The sequence below is a fragment of the Pseudomonas sp. NPDC089752 genome (assembly GCF_044748725.1).
Lineage (GTDB): Bacteria > Pseudomonadota > Gammaproteobacteria > Pseudomonadales > Pseudomonadaceae > Aquipseudomonas.
Genome location: NZ_JBIVGP010000010.1, coordinates 91,928 through 115,800, shown reverse-complemented (window position 1 = coordinate 115,800; position 23,873 = coordinate 91,928). Strand labels below are relative to the sequence as shown.

General features: G+C 57.7%; 18 protein-coding genes and 4 pseudogenes. 13 read left to right on the top strand and 9 right to left on the bottom strand.

Going from position 1 to position 23,873, the window contains the following annotated elements:
- Positions 1-52: 52 nt before the first annotated feature.
- The 3 genes from ACIPZF_RS18170 to ACIPZF_RS18160 all read right to left on the bottom strand — a co-directional run bounded on the left by ACIPZF_RS18170 (position 53) and on the right by ACIPZF_RS18160 (position 4,232).
- Complete coding sequence (locus tag ACIPZF_RS18170; protein WP_400801788.1) at positions 53-1,357, bottom strand: aminotransferase class I/II-fold pyridoxal phosphate-dependent enzyme; 1,305 nt, start codon at positions 1,355-1,357, stop codon at positions 53-55.
- Positions 1,347-2,735, bottom strand: a complete 1,389-nt coding sequence (locus tag ACIPZF_RS18165) for a hypothetical protein (RefSeq protein WP_400801787.1) — start codon at positions 2,733-2,735, stop codon at positions 1,347-1,349. The genes ACIPZF_RS18170 and ACIPZF_RS18165 overlap by 11 nt, the downstream gene beginning before the upstream one ends.
- Before the next feature lie 474 nt (positions 2,736-3,209).
- Complete coding sequence (locus tag ACIPZF_RS18160) at positions 3,210-4,232, bottom strand: zinc-dependent alcohol dehydrogenase family protein (RefSeq protein ID WP_400801786.1); 1,023 nt, start codon at positions 4,230-4,232, stop codon at positions 3,210-3,212.
- 206 nt (positions 4,233-4,438) lie between these two features.
- Between ACIPZF_RS18160 and ACIPZF_RS18155 the strand changes: the two genes are divergently transcribed.
- The 8 genes and pseudogenes from ACIPZF_RS18155 to ACIPZF_RS18120 form a co-directional block, all read left to right on the top strand.
- Positions 4,439-5,353, top strand: a complete 915-nt coding sequence (locus tag ACIPZF_RS18155; RefSeq protein ID WP_400801784.1) for a LysR family transcriptional regulator — start codon at positions 4,439-4,441, stop codon at positions 5,351-5,353.
- Between the two features lie 343 nt (positions 5,354-5,696).
- Positions 5,697-5,996, top strand: coding sequence for a His-Xaa-Ser system protein HxsD (hxsD, locus tag ACIPZF_RS18150; RefSeq protein WP_400801782.1), 300 nt, complete (start codon positions 5,697-5,699; stop codon positions 5,994-5,996).
- Positions 5,993-7,480: a His-Xaa-Ser system radical SAM maturase HxsB gene (gene hxsB / locus ACIPZF_RS18145; RefSeq protein WP_400801780.1), complete on the top strand. Its 1,488-nt coding sequence runs from the start codon at positions 5,993-5,995 to the stop codon at positions 7,478-7,480. Before hxsD ends, hxsB begins: the two co-directional genes overlap by 4 nt.
- Positions 7,480-8,715, top strand: coding sequence for a His-Xaa-Ser system radical SAM maturase HxsC (gene hxsC / locus ACIPZF_RS18140; RefSeq protein ID WP_400801779.1), 1,236 nt, complete (start codon positions 7,480-7,482; stop codon positions 8,713-8,715). Before hxsB ends, hxsC begins: the two co-directional genes overlap by 1 nt.
- Entirely contained in the window at positions 8,712-9,320 is a 609-nt protein-coding gene (hxsA, locus tag ACIPZF_RS18135) for a His-Xaa-Ser repeat protein HxsA (protein WP_400801777.1), read from the top strand. The genes hxsC and hxsA overlap by 4 nt, the downstream gene beginning before the upstream one ends.
- A gap of 246 nt (positions 9,321-9,566) precedes the next feature.
- Positions 9,567-9,884 carry a type II toxin-antitoxin system PrlF family antitoxin gene (locus ACIPZF_RS18130; RefSeq protein WP_400801776.1) on the top strand — a complete coding sequence of 106 codons (318 nt, stop codon included), beginning with the start codon at positions 9,567-9,569 and terminating at the stop codon, positions 9,882-9,884.
- A complete protein-coding gene (locus tag ACIPZF_RS18125) occupies positions 9,884-10,345 on the top strand; it encodes a type II toxin-antitoxin system YhaV family toxin (protein ID WP_400801774.1) in 462 nt (153 codons plus the stop codon). Before ACIPZF_RS18130 ends, ACIPZF_RS18125 begins: the two co-directional genes overlap by 1 nt.
- A 190-nt stretch (positions 10,346-10,535) precedes the next feature.
- A pseudogene (locus ACIPZF_RS18120) lies at positions 10,536-10,652 on the top strand (helix-turn-helix domain-containing protein); the annotation flags it as partial.
- Between the two features lie 118 nt (positions 10,653-10,770).
- On the opposite strand, the pseudogene ACIPZF_RS18115 reads toward ACIPZF_RS18120, so the two are convergent.
- The 3 genes and pseudogenes from ACIPZF_RS18115 to ACIPZF_RS18105 all read right to left on the bottom strand — a co-directional run.
- Positions 10,771-10,977: pseudogene (locus ACIPZF_RS18115) on the bottom strand (LysR family transcriptional regulator); the annotation flags it as partial.
- Between the two features lie 12 nt (positions 10,978-10,989).
- The gene (locus ACIPZF_RS18110; RefSeq protein ID WP_400801772.1) at positions 10,990-11,919 is read right to left on the bottom strand and encodes an ornithine cyclodeaminase family protein; all 930 of its coding nucleotides are present in this window, start codon (positions 11,917-11,919) and stop codon (positions 10,990-10,992) included.
- Between the two features lie 64 nt (positions 11,920-11,983).
- On the bottom strand, positions 11,984-13,084 hold the full coding sequence (locus tag ACIPZF_RS18105; RefSeq protein WP_400801770.1) for a cis-3-hydroxy-L-proline dehydratase: 1,101 nt from the start codon (positions 13,082-13,084) through the stop codon (positions 11,984-11,986).
- Between the two features lie 112 nt (positions 13,085-13,196).
- Here ACIPZF_RS18105 and ACIPZF_RS18100 point away from each other — a divergent pair, with 112 nt between their 5' ends.
- The 5 genes from ACIPZF_RS18100 (at position 13,197) to ACIPZF_RS18080 (ending at position 20,105) form a co-directional block, all read left to right on the top strand.
- The gene (locus ACIPZF_RS18100) at positions 13,197-14,225 is read left to right on the top strand and encodes a GlxA family transcriptional regulator (RefSeq protein ID WP_400801768.1); all 1,029 of its coding nucleotides are present in this window, start codon (positions 13,197-13,199) and stop codon (positions 14,223-14,225) included.
- 420 nt (positions 14,226-14,645) lie between these two features.
- Positions 14,646-16,274, top strand: a complete 1,629-nt coding sequence (locus ACIPZF_RS18095; protein ID WP_400801766.1) for a choline dehydrogenase — start codon at positions 14,646-14,648, stop codon at positions 16,272-16,274.
- A 39-nt stretch (positions 16,275-16,313) separates the two neighbouring features.
- Positions 16,314-17,408, top strand: a complete 1,095-nt coding sequence (locus tag ACIPZF_RS18090; RefSeq protein WP_400801765.1) for an alcohol dehydrogenase family protein — start codon at positions 16,314-16,316, stop codon at positions 17,406-17,408.
- Positions 17,409-17,438: 30 nt separating this feature from the next.
- Positions 17,439-18,545, top strand: coding sequence for a mandelate racemase/muconate lactonizing enzyme family protein (locus ACIPZF_RS18085; protein WP_400801763.1), 1,107 nt, complete (start codon positions 17,439-17,441; stop codon positions 18,543-18,545).
- A 177-nt stretch (positions 18,546-18,722) separates the two neighbouring features.
- Positions 18,723-20,105, top strand: coding sequence for an APC family permease (locus tag ACIPZF_RS18080; RefSeq protein ID WP_400801761.1), 1,383 nt, complete (start codon positions 18,723-18,725; stop codon positions 20,103-20,105).
- A gap of 260 nt (positions 20,106-20,365) precedes the next feature.
- On the opposite strand, the gene ACIPZF_RS18075 is transcribed toward ACIPZF_RS18080, so the two are convergent.
- The 3 genes and pseudogenes from ACIPZF_RS18075 to choX all read right to left on the bottom strand — a co-directional run bounded on the left by ACIPZF_RS18075 (position 20,366) and on the right by choX (position 23,798).
- Entirely contained in the window at positions 20,366-21,775 is a 1,410-nt protein-coding gene (locus tag ACIPZF_RS18075) for a purine-cytosine permease family protein (protein WP_400801760.1), read from the bottom strand.
- A 93-nt stretch (positions 21,776-21,868) separates the two neighbouring features.
- A pseudogene (locus ACIPZF_RS18070) lies at positions 21,869-22,850 on the bottom strand (glycine betaine ABC transporter substrate-binding protein).
- Positions 22,850-23,798: pseudogene (choX, locus tag ACIPZF_RS18065) on the bottom strand (choline ABC transporter substrate-binding protein). Before choX ends, ACIPZF_RS18070 begins: the two co-directional pseudogenes overlap by 1 nt.
- Positions 23,799-23,873: the final 75 nt, after the last annotated feature.

The window sequence follows — 23,873 nt, the reverse complement described above, 5'->3', positions numbered from 1 at the left end:
ACAATCGCGCCATGGTAAACCAACCCACCCTGCTTGTCCGAAGCCTGTGCCATCAGTGCGCGCCGCCCACCTTCAGCGCCTGTGCCAACAGGCACAGCGCATCTTGCAGCGGTTCTGGCTGATCATCCACCCAGCTCAGCGCGAGGTATTGCTGATAACGCCCCTGCACCCCGAACTGCTCGCCCGGTTCCACACGCAGGACCGAGCCGTCCAGCGCTGCAACTATGCGCCGAGCGGGTACTCGTTTGCCCAGCCGCAGCCATACGACCCGCCCGCCTTCAGGGATCGCGAAAGCAGTCTGCCTTCCCAGGTGCCGCTGCAACTGCTGACACAACAGTTGCATGCGCCGCTGCAGCTCGACGCGCTGCCTGCCCATCTGTTCATCGATCTCACCCATGCCGAGCATTTGCGCCAATGCCTGTTGACGCAACGGTGCGAGCTGGAAATCGCGCTGGGCAAAGGTTTGCACCAGGGCGGCGGGTCGGCCGAGTACATAAGCGTACGGCGCCTCAGCACCGACTGCCGCTTCCAGCGAACCCATCACCAGCAGCCAATGGGGGTCTACCCAGTCGCGCAAGCGCGAACGCACGGGCCCTGCGAAACAGTGCTCGCTGTCCAGGTCGTTCTCCAGCAGCCAGACAGGGTGCAACGCCAACAGGCGCGCGATCTGCTGTTGATCTTCTGGCGACATCGACAACCCCAGTGGCATGCCGAGGCACGACGGCATCACCACCATGCGCACCACCCCCTGCCCGAGCACCCGTGCAAGACGCCCCAGGTCGGGGCTGCCGAGGTGATTCAAGGGCAGCTCCTGGATTTGCACGCCTGCACGTTGCAGCGCACGCCACAGACGCCAGCAGCACGGTGACGTGACCAGCACCGTGCTGCCGTGCAGCGCCAATGCCGCCAGCAACGTTTCCAGCAATGCCTGCACATCGGGGGCCAAGTGCACATCTTCTGGCAGCCAGCACTGCCGGGATGAGCGGGTATAGCGTTCTGCCAATGCCTTGCGCAAGCGTGTGGACCCAGCGCTGTGAAGGCACAATGAGCGGGCCCGCTGGCGGGCCAGCCGTCGCTCATGGGCAAGCAGCGCACGTTCGATCGACGGCTGCATGGGCGTCGCGGGGCAGCGATGGGATTCGACGGCCTGGGCAAAGTAGCCGGACTTGGGCACCGACAGCACACGCCCTTCGTGCTCAAGCAGCCCATAGGCCGTTTGCACGGTGGACAGTGACACCCGCAGTCGTCGAGACAATGCTCGCAACGAGGGCAAACGCAGCTGGCCTCCCCGCTGCGCTTCTTCGACCAGCGCTTCCAAATAGCGATAAACCGCTTGATAGGCAAACTCACGCCCCATCAGCGCAGGCCTCGCACACGACCCGGTCGGCAGTGCGCCGTCGCGACAGCAGCGCCAGGTGTACATCGCGCCTGGCCAGGCTTTCCAGCATGCGCCACACGCTGGACTGCACGCGGCTGTCATAGATCGTGCGCAACTGTGTCAGCGAAAGTCCGCTGGTGTTGGTCAGCCAATGCTTGACCGCCTCGGGACATGCCTTGCCCTGCAGCGCCCGATGCAGGTAAGGCAAGGCCACCAACATATCGGGGTGGCAGCACTGCAGAAAACGCTCAAGACCACGTCCGTGATCGACGAATGGGCTGTGAAACAAGCACATCAGCTGGGTTCTTTCCAGCCCATAGGCCTTGGCAATGTGAGACTGCGGCACCTGCGTCTCGCCCAGACCAGGCTGACCAACCAGACTCAGCGTCCGTCGACTCCCGGTAAGGGCCGTGCAGCGCGTACGCAGACCCTGCAACTGTTCGAAGGCCAAGGTGTCGAGAAAAGCAGCCAACGGCTTGGCCTGCGGGGCAGGCTCCATGCCGAGCTCCATCATCCGGTCCAATTCGCCTTCACTCAGCAGTTGTGGCAGCAGATCATCGATCGCCATGAGCCTCAGCGGCGAATCGACAAGCGGACTCTGGTCGAGATCGTCTGGCAGCTCTTGGGGCAAAACGGCAACATGCTGCAGGCGACCGAGCCGCTCGGCCAGACCGGCCACACACTGATGCAAGGTGCCAGACCCGCCTCCTCCCGCCAGACGCAATGACCTGCGGGCCCAGACCAGATAACGCCGCCGTTGGCCTACAGGCATGGCCGTGAGCAGTACATCTGCCCTCGGCTGCCCACCGAGCGCCAGCCGAACACTGTCGGCCACTTCCAGGTGCAAGCGGCTGCCAAGCAACGCTTCTGGGCGCGAATCGATGAGGTGCCCGAACAACAGCAGGCCGTCGCGGGCCAGAGCCCTGGAATCAGCCGCCGCTGTGGGCCGGCGGCTGAACGGCGTCACAGCCCCTGCATCGATCATCTGCAACTGAACCCGCGGATCATCCTGCATGAACAAGGTGTTGAAACTGCGTTCATGCTGCTCCAGTAGCGCACTGCTGGCGACCGGCAGGCAAACCACGAGTACCCTTAGCTGGAATGTTACCGGAGCGCGCAGCGCGATACTCAACTGGGCCGCGCGCACCATTGCCAACAGGCGTGCGCTGGCGTGGTCACCGCCCTGCACGACCAGTACCCGGAACGTACCGATGTATTCCGGACCTCCGGCAGCCACCAGCAGGCGCTGGATCAGCAATTGCAGGGAGGCCCGTTGCGCTTGGGACATATGGCTCAACAAGCGCTCCAGAACTTGCTGGTAAATATAGTGCATAGCCTGGTCATGAATAATGGTCATGCGCCACCTCGCAACTTCAGTCATTTTCCGCATCCTTGACAACGACAGGAGGAATGAATGCGGAAGTTAGGTTTAAGAAACTTCCTACAAAATTTTAGGAAACACTGAAGTTCTGAGTTTCTGTCGCCAGGCCATTGAAAAAAACCGGCAGTTGCGTGGCGCTGAAGACGCCGCCTGTCGCACACTGCAATCCCCTCTCTTATCCATTGCACGCTCCTTGCGCCATCCATCACTGCGCCATTATCAAGCGTTGCCAGACGAATAAAAGATACAGATTTTGGTAAAAAAACCATTCACATTGTAGATAACACAGCTTGCACTGAGAGCCACTAACAATTAATTGCCACTTGTTACCTGTGATCAAGCAATGCAGCAGTCAGAATGTAGGACGCGCATTTAAATTGTGTAGGAAAACCCCAAAAAAGATCAAAAAAAACCCGAGTATATTACCCGGGTTTTACTTTGAGCAGTCTTTCAACCGTTGGCCATATCCAGCACCACCCGTCCCCCACAAGGACATTGATCCATATACCGGTGGGCTTCGACCACCTGCTCGAACGGGTACACCTTGATGATCTGCGGCGTCAGCAATTGGTCCGCGGTGAACTGGTTGATATCTCGCAGGGCGCGCTGCAAGGCAACCTGGTCCTGGCTGATGCCCAGCTCCGGCTTGCCGGTAAAGTTGCCGATGCAGTGCACATAGAACTGGATATTCTTCTGAAACGCCGCACAGGCCGGAAACGGGGTCTGGTTGCCGCCCTGCAGGCCATACAACACCAGGCTGCCACGTGGCGCGAGCACATCGCCCAGCAGCGACATCTGCGGCCCACCCATACCATCGAGGACCATGTCCACGCCACGGCCATCCGTGTACTTGCCGACCTGCATCAGCAAGTCCTGCTCTTCGGTGACGATCACCTTGTCGGCGCCCAAGCCCAGCAGGTATTCGCGCTGCTCTGGCTCCTTGGTGGCGGCGAATACCTTGAGGCCAAGGGCCTTGCCCAGCTGCACGAACGCAGGCCCGGCGCAGTGGCTGGCATCGGTTACCAGCGCCGTCTGGCCGGCCTTGGCCCGGGCCAGGTCGACGTAGGCAAAGTAGGCGATCAGCAAGGGTGTGTAATGCACACTGGCTTCGATCGGGGTGAGGACGTCCGGGTAACGAGTGATCGCGTTGCGTGGCAGGACGATGACTTCGCCGTAGACCGGATGTTCGTTGGCACTGGTCGCCGGGAAGCTGGCGACCTTGTCGCCCACCGCAATGTCCTCGACACCCTCGCCCACCGCCGTCACCACGCCAGCCATCTCATGGCCGATCCCGGCCGGCAAGCGTGCCTGGGACGGTGCCAGGTTCTGCCGCCAAAGCACGTCGTACCAGCTCACGCCGATCGCTTCGACGCGGATCTGCACCTCGCCGACAGCTGGGGACGGTTCGGCCTGCTCCTCGCAACGGAGCACATCGGCAGCGCCGAACTTATGGAACCGGATCATGCGGGACATCGCATACCTCGCCTTTGTGAATCTCGTATTACCACGGACTTTATCCGGGCTTTTGCCGTTAGACCATCAGTGGCTATTAATAGTCGACATGCCTGTCATCGATTGGGCACCGCACATTCCTGTGCATTGGCCCCCACAAATCGGTGCAGGGTAGCAGCCTTTGGCCTTAAGATTCACCCCTGCCCCACTTTAGGCGAAGCGCACCGATGAATCGAAACGACCTGCGTCGCGTAGACCTCAACCTGCTGATCGTGTTCGAAACCCTCATGCATGAGCGTAGCGTGACCCGCGCCGCGGAAAAGCTGTTCCTCGGCCAGCCGGCGATCAGCGCGGCGCTGTCGCGCCTGCGCAACCTGTTCGATGACCCGCTGTTCGTGCGCACCGGCCGCAGCATGGAGCCGTCGGCACGGGCCCATGAAATCTTTGCCCTGCTGTCGCCGGCCCTGGACTCGATCTCCACCGCCGTCAGCCGCGCCGCCGAATTCGACCCCGCCACCAGCAATGCGGTATTCCGCATTGGTCTGTCTGACGACGCTGAATTCGCCCTGCTGCCGCAATTGCTCAAGCGCGTGCGCGCCGAGGCGCCAGGCATCGTGCTGGTGGTGCGCCGGGTCAATTACCTGCTGATGCCGACCTTGCTGGCCTCGGGCGAGATCTCGGTAGGCGTGAGCTATACCAGTGAGCTGCCGGCCAACGCCAAGCGCAAGGTGTTGCGCCGCAGCAAGCCCAAGTTGCTGCGCGCTGACAGCGTGCCAGGCAGCATCACCCTTGATGACTTCTGTGGCCGCCCACACGCGCTGGTGTCGTTCGCAGGGGACCTGTCGGGCTTCATCGACGAGGCGCTGGAGGAAATCGGCCGCAAACGCCACGTGGTGCTGGCTGTGCCGCAGTTCAACGGCCTGGGGAGTTTGCTGGCGGGGACAGACATCGTTGCGACCGTGCCGGATTATACGGCCGATGCCTTGACGGCGGCAGGCGGGCTGCGCGCCGAGGACTTGCCGATGGAAGTGCGCAGCTTCGAGCTGCACATGGCCTGGCGCGGGGCGCAGGACAATGACCCGGCGGAGCGGTGGTTGAGGTCCAGAATTCAGATGTTTTTTGGGGACCCTGATAGTCTTTAGGCGTCGCCGGTTAGGCTGTTTATCTGATCATTTCTGCCTTTCCACAAACCATTGAGCTCCATTCACTTCCGGTAGATTGTTACATGGGTGGGGCCACATCTGAGGGCATGCGTTGGATTGATTGAAAAGGATGCCCCTAGCCTTGGGCCAAGTGGGCTATTGATGAGGATGGATGCACTGAGGGAGATGTGGAGCCCCTACCCATATCAATGACCGATCCCTAGAGAACGCACCACCCACCACGCTGGGCAAATGCGTGCAAATGTAAAAAATTATGATGGCATAATGCCTCGGCAACCGGCAAAATCCACACGTTCCTAACGGATTTTAAGGACCGGTTCCGATGACATGGCCAGTCACGCTGAAACTCGACAGCGCAGCCTACCCGCTCAGCGTGGTGCAACGCGCCGCTTATTCCCTGGCCGACACTGTCACGATTCAGGTCGGCATTGAAGCCAATCAGATAAGCCTCACGGCCCATCCCGCTGAAGTGAGGCTAACGCTTTCCCCGGAGCAGGCTCACTCGCTGATCCTTCAACATCTGAACGACTTCGCCCTACGCGACCTTATCAACCGCGAAACAGTAGGGTTGCGCGAAGTCCTGGCCCGAGCCGCTCTCGCTGGATGTGGGATTTCCCAGTGACATTGATTGCGACAGACGCCAAGCACTACCGCTTGCTGCCTTTTCGATTCATGCGCATGAACACGGGAAATGACCGTGACATCCTGCTCACCTCCGATACCGGTGAGTACATGCACGTGAACGACGCGCAATTACGAGCCCTCAGTTACTTTGACATTCAAGCAAGTACGCCTTTTTACAAGGACCTGCTGGCCCGCCACTACATCTACGAACCAGGCCGCCACGACCCGTTCCCGGAAATGGCTGCGCAGTATCGCAGCCGCAAGGACTTCCTCTTCCAGGGGCCTGCACTGCACTTGTTCGTGGTTACATTGCGCTGTAACCACACCTGTCAGTACTGCCAAGTGTCGCGGGCCCCTGTGGGAGGGTCCGGACACGACCTATCGGAAGCGGATGCACAAGCGGCGGTCGATCGCCTGTTCGAATCGAACGCTCCCGCCCTGACTGTGGAGTTTCAGGGTGGCGAGCCGCTTCTGGCCTTCGAGCGCGTCCGCCAGATCGTCGAATGGATCGTTGAACGGAACGTGGTCGAACAACGGGATATCCAGTTCGTCATCACCACCACGCTGCACCACCTGACGGAAGAAATACTCGGCTTCGCAGAACAACATCGCATCCAGTTTTCGACCTCGCTCGATGGGCCCGCGCCCCTGCACAATGCCAACCGCCCCACCCCGTCACGAAACTCCTACGAACGCACTGTAAAAGGCATCCAGTGGGTCCGTGAGCACCTTGGCCATGATGCGGTTTCCGCACTGACCACGCTGACTTCAAGAAGCCTCGAACAACCTGAAGCGATCATCGATGAGTATGTAAGCCAGGGTTTCTCCAGCATCTCGCTTCGACCTCTAAGCCCTTATGGGTTTGCCACCAAGAGTGCCCATCGACTTGATTACCCTATTGAGCGATACCTGGCCTTCTACAAGAAAGCACTGGCCTATTTGCTGCACATCAACCAGCAGGGCGTATACCTCTCAGAGAGTTACACAAGCCTGCTGCTGAAAAATATCCTGACACCCTTCTCCTCCGGGTATGTAGACCTGCGATCCCCTGCTGGCGCTGGCACTGCAGCACTGGTTTACAACTATGACGGCTACGTCTATCCCTCGGACGAAGCCCGAATGCTGCTGGAAATGGGTGAAGACGGCTTGCGGCTCGGCACGGTGCAGCAACCCTTATCGGAATTACTCGCATCGCCAGTTATGAATGCGTTGCTCGCCAGTGGTGTAGCAGAGACGCTGCCGGGCTGCTCCGATTGCGCACTTGTCCCGTACTGTGGCGCTGACCCTATCGAGCACTATGCCCGCCAAGCTGATCCGATCGGACACCGAGTGTTCAGCAGCTTCTGCAAGAAGAACATGGGGCTTCTGAAGCATCTATTCGGTCTGCTTTACGATGGCGACGATAACGTGCAGAGGGTGCTTCTGTCTTGGTTGAACAGGCGCTCTTACAACGATGTTCGGTTTCCGGGTTACAGGGGCTGATGGCGATGCTGCGCAAAGATACTCACTTCGAAATCCATCACCTGAATGGGCCGAAACTGCTCAAGGTCATCACGCTGGATGAGTTCATCGAACAAGGCCTGGCTGTTTGTGCCGGAAGCGCTGAGTTAAGTGACCTGCTACTTTGGCTGCCAAACGAAGAACGGCTACGGAGCCCGCATCTACTGTCATTACCAGTGGGTGGATTCCTGATCCCGGAACCATTGATCGGCGACTTCGACAGCGCGCGACCCTATCTCCACACACCAAAAGATGCGGATGTCGTGCAGCCCGGCGATGTCATTGCCATCACGCCAGGCAACACGTTGGTGCGAGTACTCTATCGACGAGGCTCAGACAGCAACCTGCTGTTCATGACCGATCGTTGCAACAGCCTCTGTCTGATGTGCTCGCAGCCGCCCAAAGATATTGATGACCGTTGGCACATTGAGGAGAACCTAAGGCTGATCGACCTGATGGACCCGGGCGAGGAGAATCTGGGAATCAGCGGCGGAGAACCAACGCTTTATCGCGACGGCCTGCTGGAAATCCTGGCCAAGTGCAAAGCCGTTATGCCGCAGAAATCCATTCATGTACTCAGCAACGGGCGCCTGTTCCAAGACCCGAGCTGGATCGCAGCGCTCTCTGCCATCGGCCACCCTCAGCTGAGCTGGGGCATCCCGCTGTACGCCGACAATGCCGAAGACCATGACCATGTGGTTCAGGCTCCAGGCGCGTTAAGCGAAACCCTGCAAGGTCTTTACAACCTGGCGCGGGCCAACCAAATCATCGAAATACGTGTGGTGCTCAATCGCCTGACTACGCCACGTTTGCCCGAGCTCGCCTACTACGTGTTCAGAAATCTGCCATTCGTGCGTCATGTTGCGCTGATGGGTATTGAAAGTACCGGCCTGGCCAGGAAGAACTATGAAGAATTGTGGATTGACCCGCTGGACTATCAGGAGTCGTTGAGCCAAGCCGTGTATTTCCTGTTCAACCGCGGGGTGCCGGTTTCGATCTACAACTTGCCCCTGTGCCTGATCCCGGCCCGCCTCTCACGCTTCGCCCGCCAGAGCATCTCGGACTGGAAAAACCTGTTCATCGATACCTGCCAACAATGCGCCGCCGTCAAACATTGCTCTGGCTTTTTCAAATCCCATACCGACCGCTGGCAGAGCCGCGGCGTACAACCACTATCGACCGAAGCCTTTAGTGCCTATGCAAGGAGTGCACAGTGAAATTGCTCGACCGCTGGAAAGTCCTGATCAGTGGGATCAGCCTGCTGCCAATGGCAAGTACCACCCTGGCACAGGTGGTCCCTACGCCGCTCGCCGATGCAAAATGGCAACCCAACGACAAGCTACAGCCCCCGGTCTTTGCCGATACGCTCAATGCGCCAGACACCGTCAACATCTATGCTGCGCATCGCTCGCACAGTTCACACCGGTCCCACAGTTCGCACAGTTCTCACTACAGCGGCTCGGGTGGCTATAGCGCACCTCGCTACTACAGTCCACCCGCGACCAGTACCCGAAGCTACAGCCCATCGAGTGCACAGAGCAGCACACCGAGCAGCAACAGCCTTTATCAGTCGTCTGGCACTACCCGTGGGACAAGCACGAACACTTCAAAGAGCCGCGCGACCAATGAGCAGAAAAGTAACCTGGTCACCCGTGTGCAGACCGCGCTGATGGTGCGTCAGTATTACCAGGGCACCATTGATGGGGTGATGGGCAAAGCGACGCGTGGTGCGTTGATGGCCTTTCAGATGGACAGTGGGCTGACAGTCAATGGCCGGATGGATACGCCATCGCTGAATGCGTTGGGGATCAAAATCCCTTGAGTCGCTTGGGGTTGAAGCAGGCGCACGTTCAACAACGAATAAAATATCCCTTGCTGCACAACACTCAAGTCGGCAACACTCGCTAGAGGTTGCTCGACCACCTGCAAAATGATGCCGGTAGGTAGAGTAAGTAATCCTAGGGAGTTGTTGAGCACCTGCCCGCTTACGTTTGATGAGCAGAAGACGAAGATTGACCATGTAAGGATTATTCCTTACCATTCACCCACCATACCCGGGAGAACACTCATGCCTGCCATCCACGAAATCGCCACGTTGACCTCGAAGGGGCAGGTCACACTGCCCAAATCCGTTCGCCAGCTTTTGGGAATAGACACTGGAGGCAAGATCGCATTCGACGTACGCGGCGGTGAAATCGTAGTCAGTCGCGTAGAAACCACCCACGAAGACCCTGCCATCGGTGCATTCCTGGGTTTGCTGGAGGCTGATATCCGAAGCGGACGCAACCTCACCACCCTGCCGGAGGATTTGACGCAAACCATGCTCGCCAACGCAAACCACTCCGTAAACCTGGACGAAGAGATCGACGGTGAGGTCGCGATCTGATGGTGCGACATGGCTGGACACTGTTGTTCCATGAAGGTGTGACTTTACAGCTACGCAAATTGCAAGAAGCAGCCGTCCGGGCCGAGCAGAACGACCCTCAGGGTTTTGAAGGCAACGCCAACGTGAAGCTGTTTCGGGCATTGAGCCATCTGATCATGGAGGCTGTGCCTGCCGACCCGGGTCGTGATGAGTTCCGCCAAGGCAACACGCTGGGCACCGCCTACCGACATTGGCGTCGGGCAAAAATCGGCAGGCGCTTTCGGCTGTTCTTTCGCTACGATTCAAGGTCCAAGGTCATCGTGTATGCATGGGTCAACGACGAAAATACCCTACGGTCCGCAGGCAGCAAATCCGATCCCTACGCCGTATTCGAGAAGATGCTGGGCCGCGGCAACCCTCCTGATGACTGGGATGCGCTGACTGCTGGGACGCGTAGCGACTGGGACGAGCCCAAGGCGTAACCGGCACGCTTTGGAGAGTGATATCACGTTCAACACCGCCCCTCAGTGCGTCCACTATCGTCCAATCGTAACCACTGCAAAAATGGGTACTTCTGGGGGTACAAATTGAATTCCCCACTCATAATTTGTTGATTAGCATGGATGTCCAAATGTTCTTTGGCGACCCTGAGAGTCTTTGAGGGCGGATGCGAGCGTGAAGGCGAATGCCCATGAACTGAGGTTTGCCGATGTGGGGTATTTCAGCCGGTTTTTTCGCAAGCAGTGTGGGGTGAGCCCGAGTGAATATCGGGGTAGCTGGTCAGACTAACGTCCTTTTTGCCAGCGACTGGCGCGGCTCGATGACGCAACGTCCGGGCACAGGTTTCGAGCGCATCGAATGCGTGAGTGAACAATGGGCTTAGCGTTTCCTCCAGCGGTGTAAGCCTCACGCCATTAGCATGACGCTCGAACAGTGCAGCACCGTATTGCTGCTCAATCTTCTTGATCAATGCAGTGATCGCACCTGGGCTGACCTGGAGCTCGCCAGCTGCTTGAGCAAAGCCACTAAGCCGGGCTGCTGCCTCGAACGCACGCAGAGCATTCAGCTGCAGGGGATGCCGCACAGGTAAGCTTGGCGACGCGGACCGGCCCATCGTTCCCGACGCCTATGCGTTGACAGCAGCGAGGACGTATCGGCTGACAATCAGATCAAGGTGCGCGCCGCCCGCATTCTTGTATAGGGTGATATCTGCAGATGATCGTGAAAAATCGGCCCGCTGACACAATTCGAACAGATCAGCCTCGATGGAACCTGCTTCGATTACACCCTGGCTCAAAGGAATGCACAGATCACCTGATGCCAGCGCTGATGCGCGATCATCTGCAAAAATGCGCGCCTTGCCGACCAGTTCGACGTCGGCCTCCTGCATGTCAGCCCTGTAGCCACCCACCAGATCGACATGAGTGCCAGGACGAACGCACCGGCCTGCAATCAACGGCGTTGCTGTCGAAGTCGCCGAGACGATGATGTCGGCCCGCGATACCGCCTGCTCGAGCTCGTCGACAATCGACACCTCGACCCCAAGGCTGGCAATACGCTGAACAGCGTGCTCAAGCTTTGCCGGCGTTCTGTTCCACAGCAACATATGCCGTAATTTCGGGCGAACATGCAGGTAGGCCTCAGTCAGCGCCCGCGCAATGGGCCCAGCACCGAGCACCAGTAACACCTCGCTGTCTTCCCTGCTGAGCAGGCTGGCTGCGAGAGCCGAATCTGCTGCGGTCTTCAGCTGGGTAATGGCGGGGCCGTCGAGAAAGGCGCCAACGACCCCGGTTTGCTCTTCTATATATAAGAAGGCTGCGTGCTCGTTAGGCAGGCTCGGCGTACGTGCGGCGTTGCCTGCTCGTATCGAAGCGATCTTGACGCCCGCCCCAACACCCGCGAGCACGACACCTCGGCTGAAAAGTCCGGCCTCGGCATCCCCGACAAAAAATTCGCCGTTCTGTGGGCGGTCGCCCAAATGCCCATTATGCAGTGCCTGGATGATCGCCCCCCATTCGGCCACTGCCTCGATCTGGTCTTTCGAGATGATCTGCATAACAAGTTCTCCAACGAACAAAGGGGGCTGCAAAGCCCCCCCGTTACAGGTGACAGCGCGTTGTTCAGCCAGTAATCACTTGAAGAGGCTGGCCGAGTACATCCATGCGTGGCGTGACTCCCAGGCCAGGTGCATCAGAGGCAACCATGTAGCCATCTTTGATGACCGGGCCGCCGTCAGCTATCGCCGCGCTGTGGTACTCATGGAATGCCGAGGACTGGAAGTGGAAGCCTTTGGGCGTCGAGTGTGCCAGGTGCGTCAACGCCGAGGTTGCGATCTCGCCACCCCAGGTATCCTCGATGGTGAGCGCAATACCCAGGCTCACGCAAAGGTCGCGGAACTGGCGCGCTTTGGTCAGCCCACCGACGCGGCTCACTTTAAGGTTGATCACATCCATGGCACTGTCCTGGTAGCCACGCATCAATACGCGCAGGTCATCCATGCATTCATCGAGGATGATGGGATGGCTGGTGCTTTTACGAACGGCCAGGCATTCCTCATAAGAAAGGCAGGGTTGCTCGACATAGATGTCAACATCGCGAATCGCCTTGACGACGCGGATGGCTTCATGTTGCTTCCAGCCAGTGTTTGCGTCCGCCGCCAGGACATTTCCGGACTTGAGGTTTTCCGATACCGCGAAAATACGCTCGATGTCGTCACTCGCCTTCGCCCCCACCTTCATCTGGAACTGGCGGAAACCTTGATCCTGGTAGCTTGCCAGCTTACTGGCCATGACGTCCGGCGTATCGCGGCTGATCACCTTGAACAGCGTGACGTTCTCGGTCAGCAAGCCGCCCAGCAAGTTGTAAACTGGCTGCTCGGTGGCTTTCCCCAGCAAGTCCCAGCAGGCCATGTCCATGGCCGATTTTGCATAGGGATGTCCCTTGAGCAGCTCATCCATACGCTGATTGATACGGCCGATCTGCAACGGGTCTTCACCAATGAGGCCTTGGGCGAGCTGAGCCAGCCCGGCGCGAGCGCCCGCTGCGAATGCAGGAAGGTAAGACGGGCCAAGGGGGCAGATCTCACCGACGCCGGTGAGGCCACTGTCGGTTTCGACCAGCACCACGGTGCTGTCGAACGCGGTGTAGGTCTGGGTCGACCAGCTGTAGGGTTCCCGCAGAGGGAGTGCAACCTGGTAGATCGAAATCTTGGAAATCTTCACGCGCCTTGCTCCTGCCTTTGGACCGATTTCGAACGAGGATAGTGGCTTTGCAAGGGCGGTAATTGTAGATTCAGGAAAATTCGTAGTAGATCTCAGCAGAGGCATCTGCATCATGCACGTCGATCAGTCCTACCTCGGGCCAACCCGGCCAGCCCCAGACGCCAAGCCCCCCCTGCGCGTGGGCATCGTCCCTTTGCCGGATTTCACGCTGATGTCGCTTTCCTGCTTCGTGGAATTCTTGAGGCTCTCTGCGGACGAGCGTGATTACAGCCGGCAGATCTACTGCGCATGGGATCTTCTGGCCGAAGATGCAAAACCCATCACGGCGAGTTGCGGGTTCCCGATGCTGCCAACCAAGCGCTTTGGCGATCCAGCCGATTACGACTACGTGGTCGTGCACGGCGGCATCCTGCACACCGCCAAGCCGATTCCGGACGCGACCATCGACTTCATCCAGCGAGCCATCAGCGCGGGAGTCCCTCTGATCGGCCTGTGCACCGGGCAATTTCTACTTGCCCGCATGGGGCTGCTCGAGGGCCGCCGCTGTGCCGTGCACTTCTCGATGGCCGATGCGTTGCGCCAGTTGCACCCAGGTGCGATCCCAGTGACCGATGAGCCGGTGGTGCGGGACGCGATCATCACCTGCCCGGGGGGGCTGGCGGCCATCAACCTGGCCATGCACCTGGTGACTGAACACTGCGGAAAAGTCAGGGCAGACAAGACCTTGCATTTCCTCATGGCCGACCGAGGTTACGACCAGATGCAGGTGGTCAGCGCTACCGACGACGAGATCGGGCTGAACTGCTCGGATCAGCGCGTGGTGAACGCAGTAGGCCTGATGCGCCAACGCATGCACGAGACCGGGTCGGTAACCAGCATCGCTTCTGCCGTGGGCGTGTCCGAGCGCGAACTGAGCCGGTTGTTTGACCTGCACCTGCATGTACCTCCAGCTGCCTACTGGCGGCAGATCCGCCTCAAGGCCGCACACTGGATGGTGTTGAACAGCACCCGCTCGATCACCCAGATCGCTCACGAATGCGGATTCACCGACAGTGCACACCTGATTCTATGGTTCAAACGCACCTACCAGACGACGCCCTCACGGCTACGAACGATCCGTAAACAGGTGGGCGGGCACTGAGCCGGTGACGTGCTTGCTGCCGATGCCTCAACACGACAGGCAGCGACACCAAACACGTCAGCGCATAACTTGTCACTGGCAACCATCCCTAAAACGACCTCTGACGTCCTGTTAGCGACAAATACAAAAAATTCTCATACTTCTAAGTCATTGATATTAAAAGACAAAATTTTCGCATAAATGTGCCGTCGTGCACGGCGCAGCGGCAGACTCACGCTGACCGCTATTGACCACCAACAAGACGCGTGCGATTTTGAATTGAAGCGACGGCATCAACTTTTACTATTTCAGGACTAACGTCAGAGTACTTGTGAATACTAAAGCCTTGCCACTCAAGCATCGTTCAGTTGTTGCAACATGCTGAGTCAATGGCTGTGGCATTTGCACGCCAATAAAAAATATAAAGCGAGGTTGTAGAACATGAACGACGCGAAAAAAACCTACGATTACATTATCGTGGGCGCGGGCTCGGCTGGCTGCGTGGTGGCTAATCGACTGTCGGCCAACCCCACTAATCGTGTGCTATTGATCGAAGCCGGCCCTAGCGATAACAACGTTATCATCAAGATGCCGGCAGCGATGGGGCTTCCCCTCGAAGCCACGCGGTACAACTGGATGTTTTCGTCGGAACCCGAGCCCGGCCTCAATGGCCGAGTCGATGTTCAGCACCGCGGAAAAGTGCTCGGCGGAAGTTCATCCATCAATGGCATGATCTTCAACCGCGGCAATCACCGTGACTATGATGCGTGGGCGCAAGCAGGGTTGGCGAAGTGGTCTTACGCCCATTGTTTGCCTTATTTCAAGCGCATGGAATGTTTCGAGGGTGGTGCCAACGAATACCGCGGCGGCAGCGGGCCTCTCAATGTCAAGCGCTGCGAGGCCAAAGGCCCGCTCTATGATGCGTTCATTCAGGCAGGCCAACAGTTCGGCTTGCCGCTTTCACGCGACCACAACGCCGCGCAACAAGACGGTGTGCATTATGTGCAAGCCACCATCAGGAAAGGCGTGCGGGAAAGCACCGCTGCGAGCTTTCTGAACCCTGCCGCCGACCGCCAGAACCTCACGGTGGTCACCAATGCCCTTGCCCAGAAGATCATCTTCAACGGCCGTCGGGCGATCGGGCTGCAGTACGCTGTGAATGACAAATCGTTCCAGGCTGAAGCCAACCGTGAGGTCATCCTGTGCGCAGGCGCCATCGGCTCTCCGCACTTGCTGATGCTTTCTGGCGTGGGCGACCGCCAGCAACTCGCCGAGCACGGTGTGAAGTCGGTTCATCATCTTCCAGGTGTCGGCCAGAATATGCTGGATCACTTGGGCGTGCCGATTCAATACACAACTAACCGCGATGTTTCGCCCGTTAAACAGCTTTCACCGGTGGGCCGAATTGTCACCGGTGCAAAGTGGGTACTGGCCAAGCGTGGGCTCGGCACCAGCAACTATTTTGAAGTCGGCTCTTTCATGCGCAGCCGCGACGGGCTCGATCGCCCGGACATTCAACAAGAGTTCTTCCCGATGATCGGCTTGTTCCACCAGGGCAAGTCGACAGCCACTGAAGGTTTTCAATACTTCACCAGCATTCTGCACCCCAAAAGCCGCGGCAGCGTGACATTGAAGTCGGCAGACCCGAAGGCGGCCCCAACCCTAAAGTTCAATTACCTGACCGATCCCTTCGACATCAAGACGCTCACCGACGGTGTTGAAATGACCCGGGAAATGGTCCGGCTGTCTGCCTGGGATGAACTGCGAAAAGGCGGCTTCGGCAAAGTCACTGAAATGAAAACCCGCGCAGAACTGGAAAACTGGGTCAGGGATAACTCCGGCAGCGGTTACCACCCCGTGGGGACCTGCATGATGGGCTTCGACGAGATGGCGGTGACGGATGAAAACGGCAAGGTCCATGGACTGGACGGCTTGCGCGTCATCGATGCTTCGATCATGCCGACCTTGACCACAGGCAACACCAACGCGCCAACCATCATGATCGCGGAGAAGTTGTCCGATGCCGTCCTGGGCCAGGCGCTCTCCCCGATCAACCTTCGCTGTGCGTAATGCCAGGCAGCCCATTGTACGTTTCAGGAGATCGAAGTAATGCAGCAGCCAATCCCCAGTACCATGCATGCCGTCTTGCTCACCGGGCATGGAGGGCTCGACAAGCTGGAGTATCGCACCGACGTCGCGACACCCGCGCCAAAAGACGGCGAAGTGCTCATTCGCGTCCTCGCAGCGGCGGTCAACAACACCGATGTGAATACGCGAATCGGCTGGTACTCAAAATCCGTCACTCAGGATACTGCCGCCAGCGCCAATGGCGATTTCACCCGCGATGCCGAAGATGCGTCCTGGTCTGGCACCCCGTTGAAGTTCCCGCTTATTCAGGGTGCAGACTGCTGCGGGATCATCGTCAATGTGGGTGAAGGTGTCGATCCTGCGCGGATCGGTGAGCGGGTGATCGTTCGGAACATGTTGCGAGGGCCAGTGAACGGTGCGCCGTTTGCCTGCTGGACGTACGGATCGGAGTGCAACGGTGCGTTCGCCCAATATACGGTTGCACCCTCGGTCGACACCTGGCCGGTACGTTCAGACTGGAGTGATATCGAACTGGCCTCGATTCCTTGCTCTTACTCCACCTCAGAACTACTGATGCAACGCGCCCAGGTGACGGGCAAGGACATTGTACTGATCACTGGTGCAAGCGGCGGCGTTGGCTCTGGCGCAGTACAGCTGGCCAAGTGCCGTGGTGCGAAAGTGATCGCCATCACCAGCGAAGACAAAAAGCAGGATGTGCTCGGGCTTGGCGCGGACGAGGTGGTGATTCGCGGAAGTGATCTGGTCAGGACGCTGGGCAAGGAGTCCGTCACCGTGGTGATCGACCTGGTAGGCGGCAGTGATTGGAGCCAGCTGCTCGATGTGCTGGTCAAAGGTGGCCGCTACGCCGTATCAGGCGCCATCGGCGGGCCATTGGTGCAGCTCGATCTGCGCACCGTCTACCTCAAGGACCTGACCTTGGTCGGCTGCACCTGGCAGGACGACGCGGTATTCCAGTCGCTGATCAACTACGTGGAATCCGGGAAGATCAAACCCTTGGTCAGCAAAGTGTATCCACTGAGCGAAATCGCCACGGCGCAAGAAACCTTCCTGTCCAAAAAGTACGCGGGAAAGATCGTCCTCACCCCGCCTAAGTGAATGACCGCACTCTTTTACCAGGCCCAGATCATGAAAATAAAAACCATTGAAGTCTACCAATATGACTTGCCCGTCAAGAATGGCCCCTACCGGATGGCGGGAAGTGATGTTTATGCACTGAGCGCCGCGCTGGTTAAAATGACCGCCGACGAGGGTGCGTGGGGTTGGGGCGAAACTTGCCCATTGGGGCCGGTTTATGCGGAATCCCACATCGACGGCGCGCTGGCCGCCTTGAAGGTATTGGCCAAGCAATTGATTGGCACTGAAGTGATGCCCAATGCCATTGCTCAGAAGATGGCACAGACACTGAACGGGCATCATTACGCAAAATCAGCGATTGATATTGCCTGTTATGACTTGCTGGGGAAAATACTCGGCGTGCCGGTCAGCACCCTGCTCGGTGGCGCCGTCACAGCGCACATCCCTTCTTATTACGCAGCGATCATTGCCTCACCCGAAGAAACCGCCCGAACCCTGGCGGAAAAGCAAAAGGCAGGCTATTCGAGGCTGCAGGTCAAAGTGGGCGGTCGAGCCATCGAAGAAGACATCGAAACGCTTCACAGGGTTTGGGAGAGGATCAAGGGCACGGACACCAGGCTTGCTGCGGACGCCAACCGGGGCTTGTTGCAACGCGACGCCATCCGCTTGAGCCAGGCGTGCAAGGATATTCCGTTCATTCTTGAGCAGCCCTGCGACTCTTTCGAAGAGCTCAAGGCGATTCGCCCACTCATTTGCCATGCCGTCTACATGGACGAAAGCAGTACCCACCTGGCCATTGCCATCGATGCGATCGCATCGGGCAGCATCGACGGCTTTGGCATGAAAGTGAGCCGCCTGGGCGGCCTGCGGGCGATGCAGGCGTTCCGAGATGCCTGTGCCGCGAAAAAAATCCCGCATACCTGCGATGATGCATGGGGTGGCGATATCGTCGCAGCGGCCTGCGTGCAAATGGCAGCCACGGTAGACCCGCGGCTGCTCGAAGGCACCTGGATCGCCGAACCTTACATCGACGGGCATTACGACCAGGAAAACCCCATTGTGGTCAAGGGAGGACGAATAACGGTGTCGAAAGCACCGGGTCTAGGCATCAACGTCAACGAGAAAATCCTGAAGGAACCGGTAATGGCATTCGATTGAAACTCGAGGCCTGTGCACACGTGGAAAAATAATAAACAAGCCATCTGTAGATCTAACTGCCCTCAGTGAAAAGCGAGGGCGCAGCGTGCAATGTGCTGCGCACTCGAACAATAAAATGACCGATAAGAAGAAATACCGGCGTTGCTTCAGGGCACACTATTTCTCGAGGAACAAGGCATGACCACCACTAAACCACATGTACATGACATTGAAATGATCGACGCTCAATCTGATGATGGGCGTGAAGTTACCCTGAAGCGCTCGCTTACCGTTACCGATCTTATCGTCTATGGCATGGTTTACATGCTCCCGATCGCGCCATTCGCACTGTACGGCATCATTGCGAATGCCTCGAACGGGATGGTCCCCTTAGTCTATGTGTTCAGCGTAGTGGCCATGATGTTTACCGCGCGCAGTTATCAGTTGATGAGCCGGGAGTTTCCCGTCGCCGGTTCTGCCTATGCCTATGCGACACAAGGCCTGGGCGAGTTCGTCGGTTTCTTCGCCGGGTGGGTGGTGTTCCTGGATTACATCCTGATCCCTGGGTTGCTGGCAGTCATCAGCGGCGCCGCCATGAACAACCTGTTCCCGGAAATCCCTCGCTGGGCCTGGATCATCGGTTTTGTCAGCCTGGGGACTGCGCTGAACCTCGTGGGTGTATCGGTGACGGCCAAGGTCAATAAATTCTTCCTGATCGGCATGCTGGCAGTACTGGCCACTTTCCTGATTGCCGGTTGCCATGCGCTGTATCAAGGCAAAGGCAGTGGCGCGTTGACCTTCGATACGTTCTTCAACAAAGACACCTTCACCTGGTCCGCCATTGGCGCCGGGGTGTTATTGGGTTCCTCGAACTTCCTGGGCTTCGATGCGATCACCACGCTGGGTGAAGAGGTAAAGAAGGAGCAGCGGCATCTGCTTGGTTTTGCCGGCATGGCGACCTTGATCATCATCGCGATACTCGCCGTTGCGCAGACCTGGGTCGCCAGTGACCTGGCGGCAGGTGCAGATATCAGATCAGCCGACACCGCGTTCTATGACATTGCCCGTTACGCAGGTGGCGACTGGTTGTTCGCGCTGACCTCGATCAGCACCGCCATTGCCTTTGGCGTGCCCTGCACCATCGTTTGCCAAATGGGCGTGACGCGCATCATCTATGCCATGGGCCGCGACAAGCAGCTGCCGTCGGTGCTTGGCCGGCTGAGCAAGAAAACACGCCAGCCTTGGGTCGCCAACCTGTTCGTCGCGGCTGTCACCTTGATCATTGCCCTGCTGTTCCAGGACCACCTGGAAGAAATTGCCCTGTTCCAGAACTTTGGCGCCCTCACCGCCTTCATGCTGGTGAACATCTCGGTCGTGGGGTACTTCTGGGGCCGCAAACGCACCGGTAACGTGCTGCAGCACCTGGCCATTCCTCTGGTCGCCCTGATCATCATCATTGCAATCATGTCCGCCATGCGCCCGATGACGCTGTGGATGGGCAGCTGCTGGCTGCTACTGGGCATTGTCTACTACCTGGTCATGCGTTTCGGCTTTGGTCGTAGTGCAGCCATCAAGGTCTGATCGCTGCCAGGTCAGAAGGCTCATGGCCAGGGTGATTGTCATGCGGGCCAAGACACAGCAACAAGCGCTCGCATGACGGATCAGCAACAAGTATTCCGTGATCTGCACAACCTTGATAGGGATCACTTGCTATCTCCATCGTCTGACGACTGCCACTCCCCCGTCACGGCGAACTCCGAACAGCTTCCAGTGTCCGGCTATTGGCGAAACGAGCAGCTGACTGCCGCATGCCTCAGACCATTACCTGTTCACTTTCAACTCTACTCCTCTGCATTCACAAAGGCTCTGACACCTCGCTGATCTTTGGCTGGTTGAATGCTTAGTGACGATGCTCGACCCCAGTTGATGATGAAGTAAAGGAAGCCCGCCAAGAGCAATCCAGCGATCCAGCTAACGTCTGCCCCAATCAGCTTCGCAAAGTAGCCCTCGAAGAACGAAAACTTCATGAATGGAACGGTTCCGATGATTGATACGCCATAAACGATCATGGTTTTCCCGTTCCAACGGCCATATCGACCTCGAGCATCGTAGAGATCGTCGATCCTGTAGCAACCTCGCTGAACTACGTAGTAATCCACAAGGTTGATCGCACTCCAAGGAATTAATAGGTAAAGCTGGCCTATCAGGATGTCGGCAAAGAACGTGTCGAAGTGATACTGCGTTTGGATAGCAATGACACAGGCAAGTACCGAGAGAACCGCCATGAGCAATGTCTTGGTGCCATGCCGCACATGCTGCAGTTTGGCAAATCCACTGAAAATAGTCGTGGTGGACATGTAGGCGCTGTAAAGACACAAGACGTTGTACTGAATTACTCCGAGCGCAACCACCAGTAGAGCGGCTTTCGCCCAAGGGCCAAACAGGGTGGCGATCGCAGTCCCTGGGTCGACGTCAAGAGCGGATGGCACCACAGCAGCCAGGGTTGCCCCCAACGCCATCATTCCCAGAGAGCCTAGTGCGCAGCCAAAATAAGTCGTCCAGAACGTATCCTTGGTGCGGACATCCGCTGGCAAATAACGGGAGTAATCTGCCACATAGGGGCCATATCCTAGTGTCCAGGATGCAGCTTGTGCGATCACCAGGTTGAACACCGGCATCGAGAAACCACCTGCATCCACATGGATTGCCTCGGCAGCGCTTGCTCGGATCAAAACCAGTACCAAGGCAGCGCCGAACACAACTGATGACAGCAAGGTCATCCAAGCCCCCATGCGATGAATGAGCTCATAGCCAACGACACCAATCAGGAACGTCAAGATGCCGATAATCAAGATTGCCTGGTTGTCCGAGACTGGGATCAGCGCCTTGAGCGGATCTCGCATCAAGACGCCGCTGGCCGCCATGAACAGCACTGCGGCAGTCACCATCACCAACAGTGGGATAGCCGCTCCGAATACGCCGAACTGGGCTCGGCTCTGGATCATTTGAGGCACCCCCAGATGCGGCCCTTGCGCCGAATGAGCTGCCATGAAGATGGTGCCCAACATGCAGCCAATCAGTAACCCTGCAAGCGTCCACATCAGGCTCAGCCCTGAGGCCACACCCAATGTACCGATCATCAATGCTGTCACCTGCAGGTTTGAACTGAACCACACAGTGAACAACCGTCGTGGCCGACCATAGCGCTCGTTGTGCGGTACGAATTCGATACTTCGCTTCTCGACTTTCATTTTATTGTCCTTATTTTCAGGCGAGCCTTTCCCCAGACAGGCAAGGCCTGGCCGTTCAGACAACCCCTTCAATGTGCCCCTTTCGGGGCAAGGTTACTTATTCAGAAAATGCTGGAACGCATCGAAACCGGGTTTTCCATCACGAGTCGTCACCCCATCAAACCAGGGCTTTACCTGTTCGGCGTTGGCTTTGAGCCAAGCAAACGCCGCGTCTTTTTGGAGAAACTCGTTCCAGGATTGGCACCATCAGGTGGCTTACCTGATCGCTTTTGAAGGACAGGTTTTGTGGTAGCCGGCCAGAGTTGGGACAACGTTGTTCGTACCCATTGGCTGTCATCACCGAAACGGTCGCTGCGCCTTCGCCTGGGCCGAATGCATCATCGCTTCCGGTTAGGTAGACCATGTCCAGCTGAAGGTTCATGGGATGTGGTTTCCAACCGAAGAACACTACCCACTCTTGCCTGCTCACGGCGCGCTTCACCGCCGTCAACATCCCCGCCTCACTCGACTCCATCAGAGTGAAACCTTTGAGACCAAACTGGTCGTTCTCGATCATTTTCGCGGTGATGCGGTTTGAGCCACTGCCAGGTTCGATGACGTAGATTTTGGAGTCGAGCTTGTCTTTGAATTTCGCGATGTCGCCGAAAGTACGTAGTCTTGCATCGAACGCGTAACGCGGTACAGCGAAGGTGGACTGTGCATCGGGCAATGCAGCGGGAGCGAGTACCTGGATCTGCTGTTTTTGGATATAGGGAGTAGCAACCGGTTGCATGGTTGGCTGCCAGTAACCCAGGAACGTATCCAGCTTTTTGTCAGCCAGGCCGGCGAGGATGATCTGCTGGGAAGCTGTTGTGAGCTTCACCTGATAACCCAGCGGCTCCATTGCGAGCTGAGCCATTGCGGAAGTCGCTACGGTATCCGACCAGTTGGTCGATCCCAGTTTCACCATCTTGCACTCGACGGGATTAGACGCCCAGCTGCCACCACTCGACAGGGCACACACTGCCCCTGCAAGGCCCAGTGCGATCCACGATGACGCACGTGAGCGCTTCTTCAGCCCTTGGAGATAGTTCATCATGGCGCCACCTCCGCTTTGACTTTCTCAAGGCCAGGCTGGCCATCCCATGTAGTCACCCCTGCTAACCAACCATCGAGCACCTGAGGATTCTGCTTCAACCAGGCCCTGGCAGCCGCCTCCGGCTCCATCTTGTCGTAAAGGATGGCGCCCATTATGTGGTTCTCCATATCCAGGGGTGAAGCTCAGGTTCTTGAGCAGTTGCCCAACGTTCGGACACTCTTCGGCGTAACCTTTTCGAGTACTGGTGTAGACCGTGGCATCGCCGAAATCAGGGCCGAAGTAGTCGTCGCCGCCAGTGAGGAACTTCATCTTGAAGCGGGTGTTCATCGGGTGCGGCTCCCAACCCAGATACAAGATCGCCTGATTGCGCCGCTGCGCGCGCTCAACCTGGGCCAGCATGCCCGACTCGCTGGACGCGACCACCGAGAACCCGGCGTCCTTCAGGCCGAAAGCGTTATCGCCAATGGCCTTGAGTACCGCATTGTTGCCGCCGTCACCGGGTTCAAGGCCATAGATCTTGCCACCCAGCTCGTTCTTGAATTTCGGGATGTCGGCAAAGTCCTTCAGCCCTTGATCCCATAAGGTCTGCGGAACTGCCAACGTATACTTGGCATGCTGCAGATTGACTCGAACGATATCGATTGCACCTGCATCACGATGGGGTTTGAGATCAGGTTCCATGGTTGGCAGCCAAGTGCCCAAGAACACATCCATGCTCTTGCCGTCAGCCAGAGCCTTGAAGGTCAGCGGCACGCCGACCAACGTGGATTTGGTTTGATAGCCGAGACTCTTCAGCAGTGTGGTGGCGATGGCGGTGGTGGTTTGAATGTCAGTCCAGCCGGGATCAGACATCCGCACCAAGCGGCACTGAGATGGCTCAGCTGCATAGGTATTCACGGAAAGGGCCAAGACGGAGCAGAACATAACGCGCAGTGCATTTTTCATGACGCAAATCCTCTCTGTAGCAGCTATGGGAAGCGGCAGTTTTTTGTTATTCAGAGGCAACGCAGTCTTGTTGTT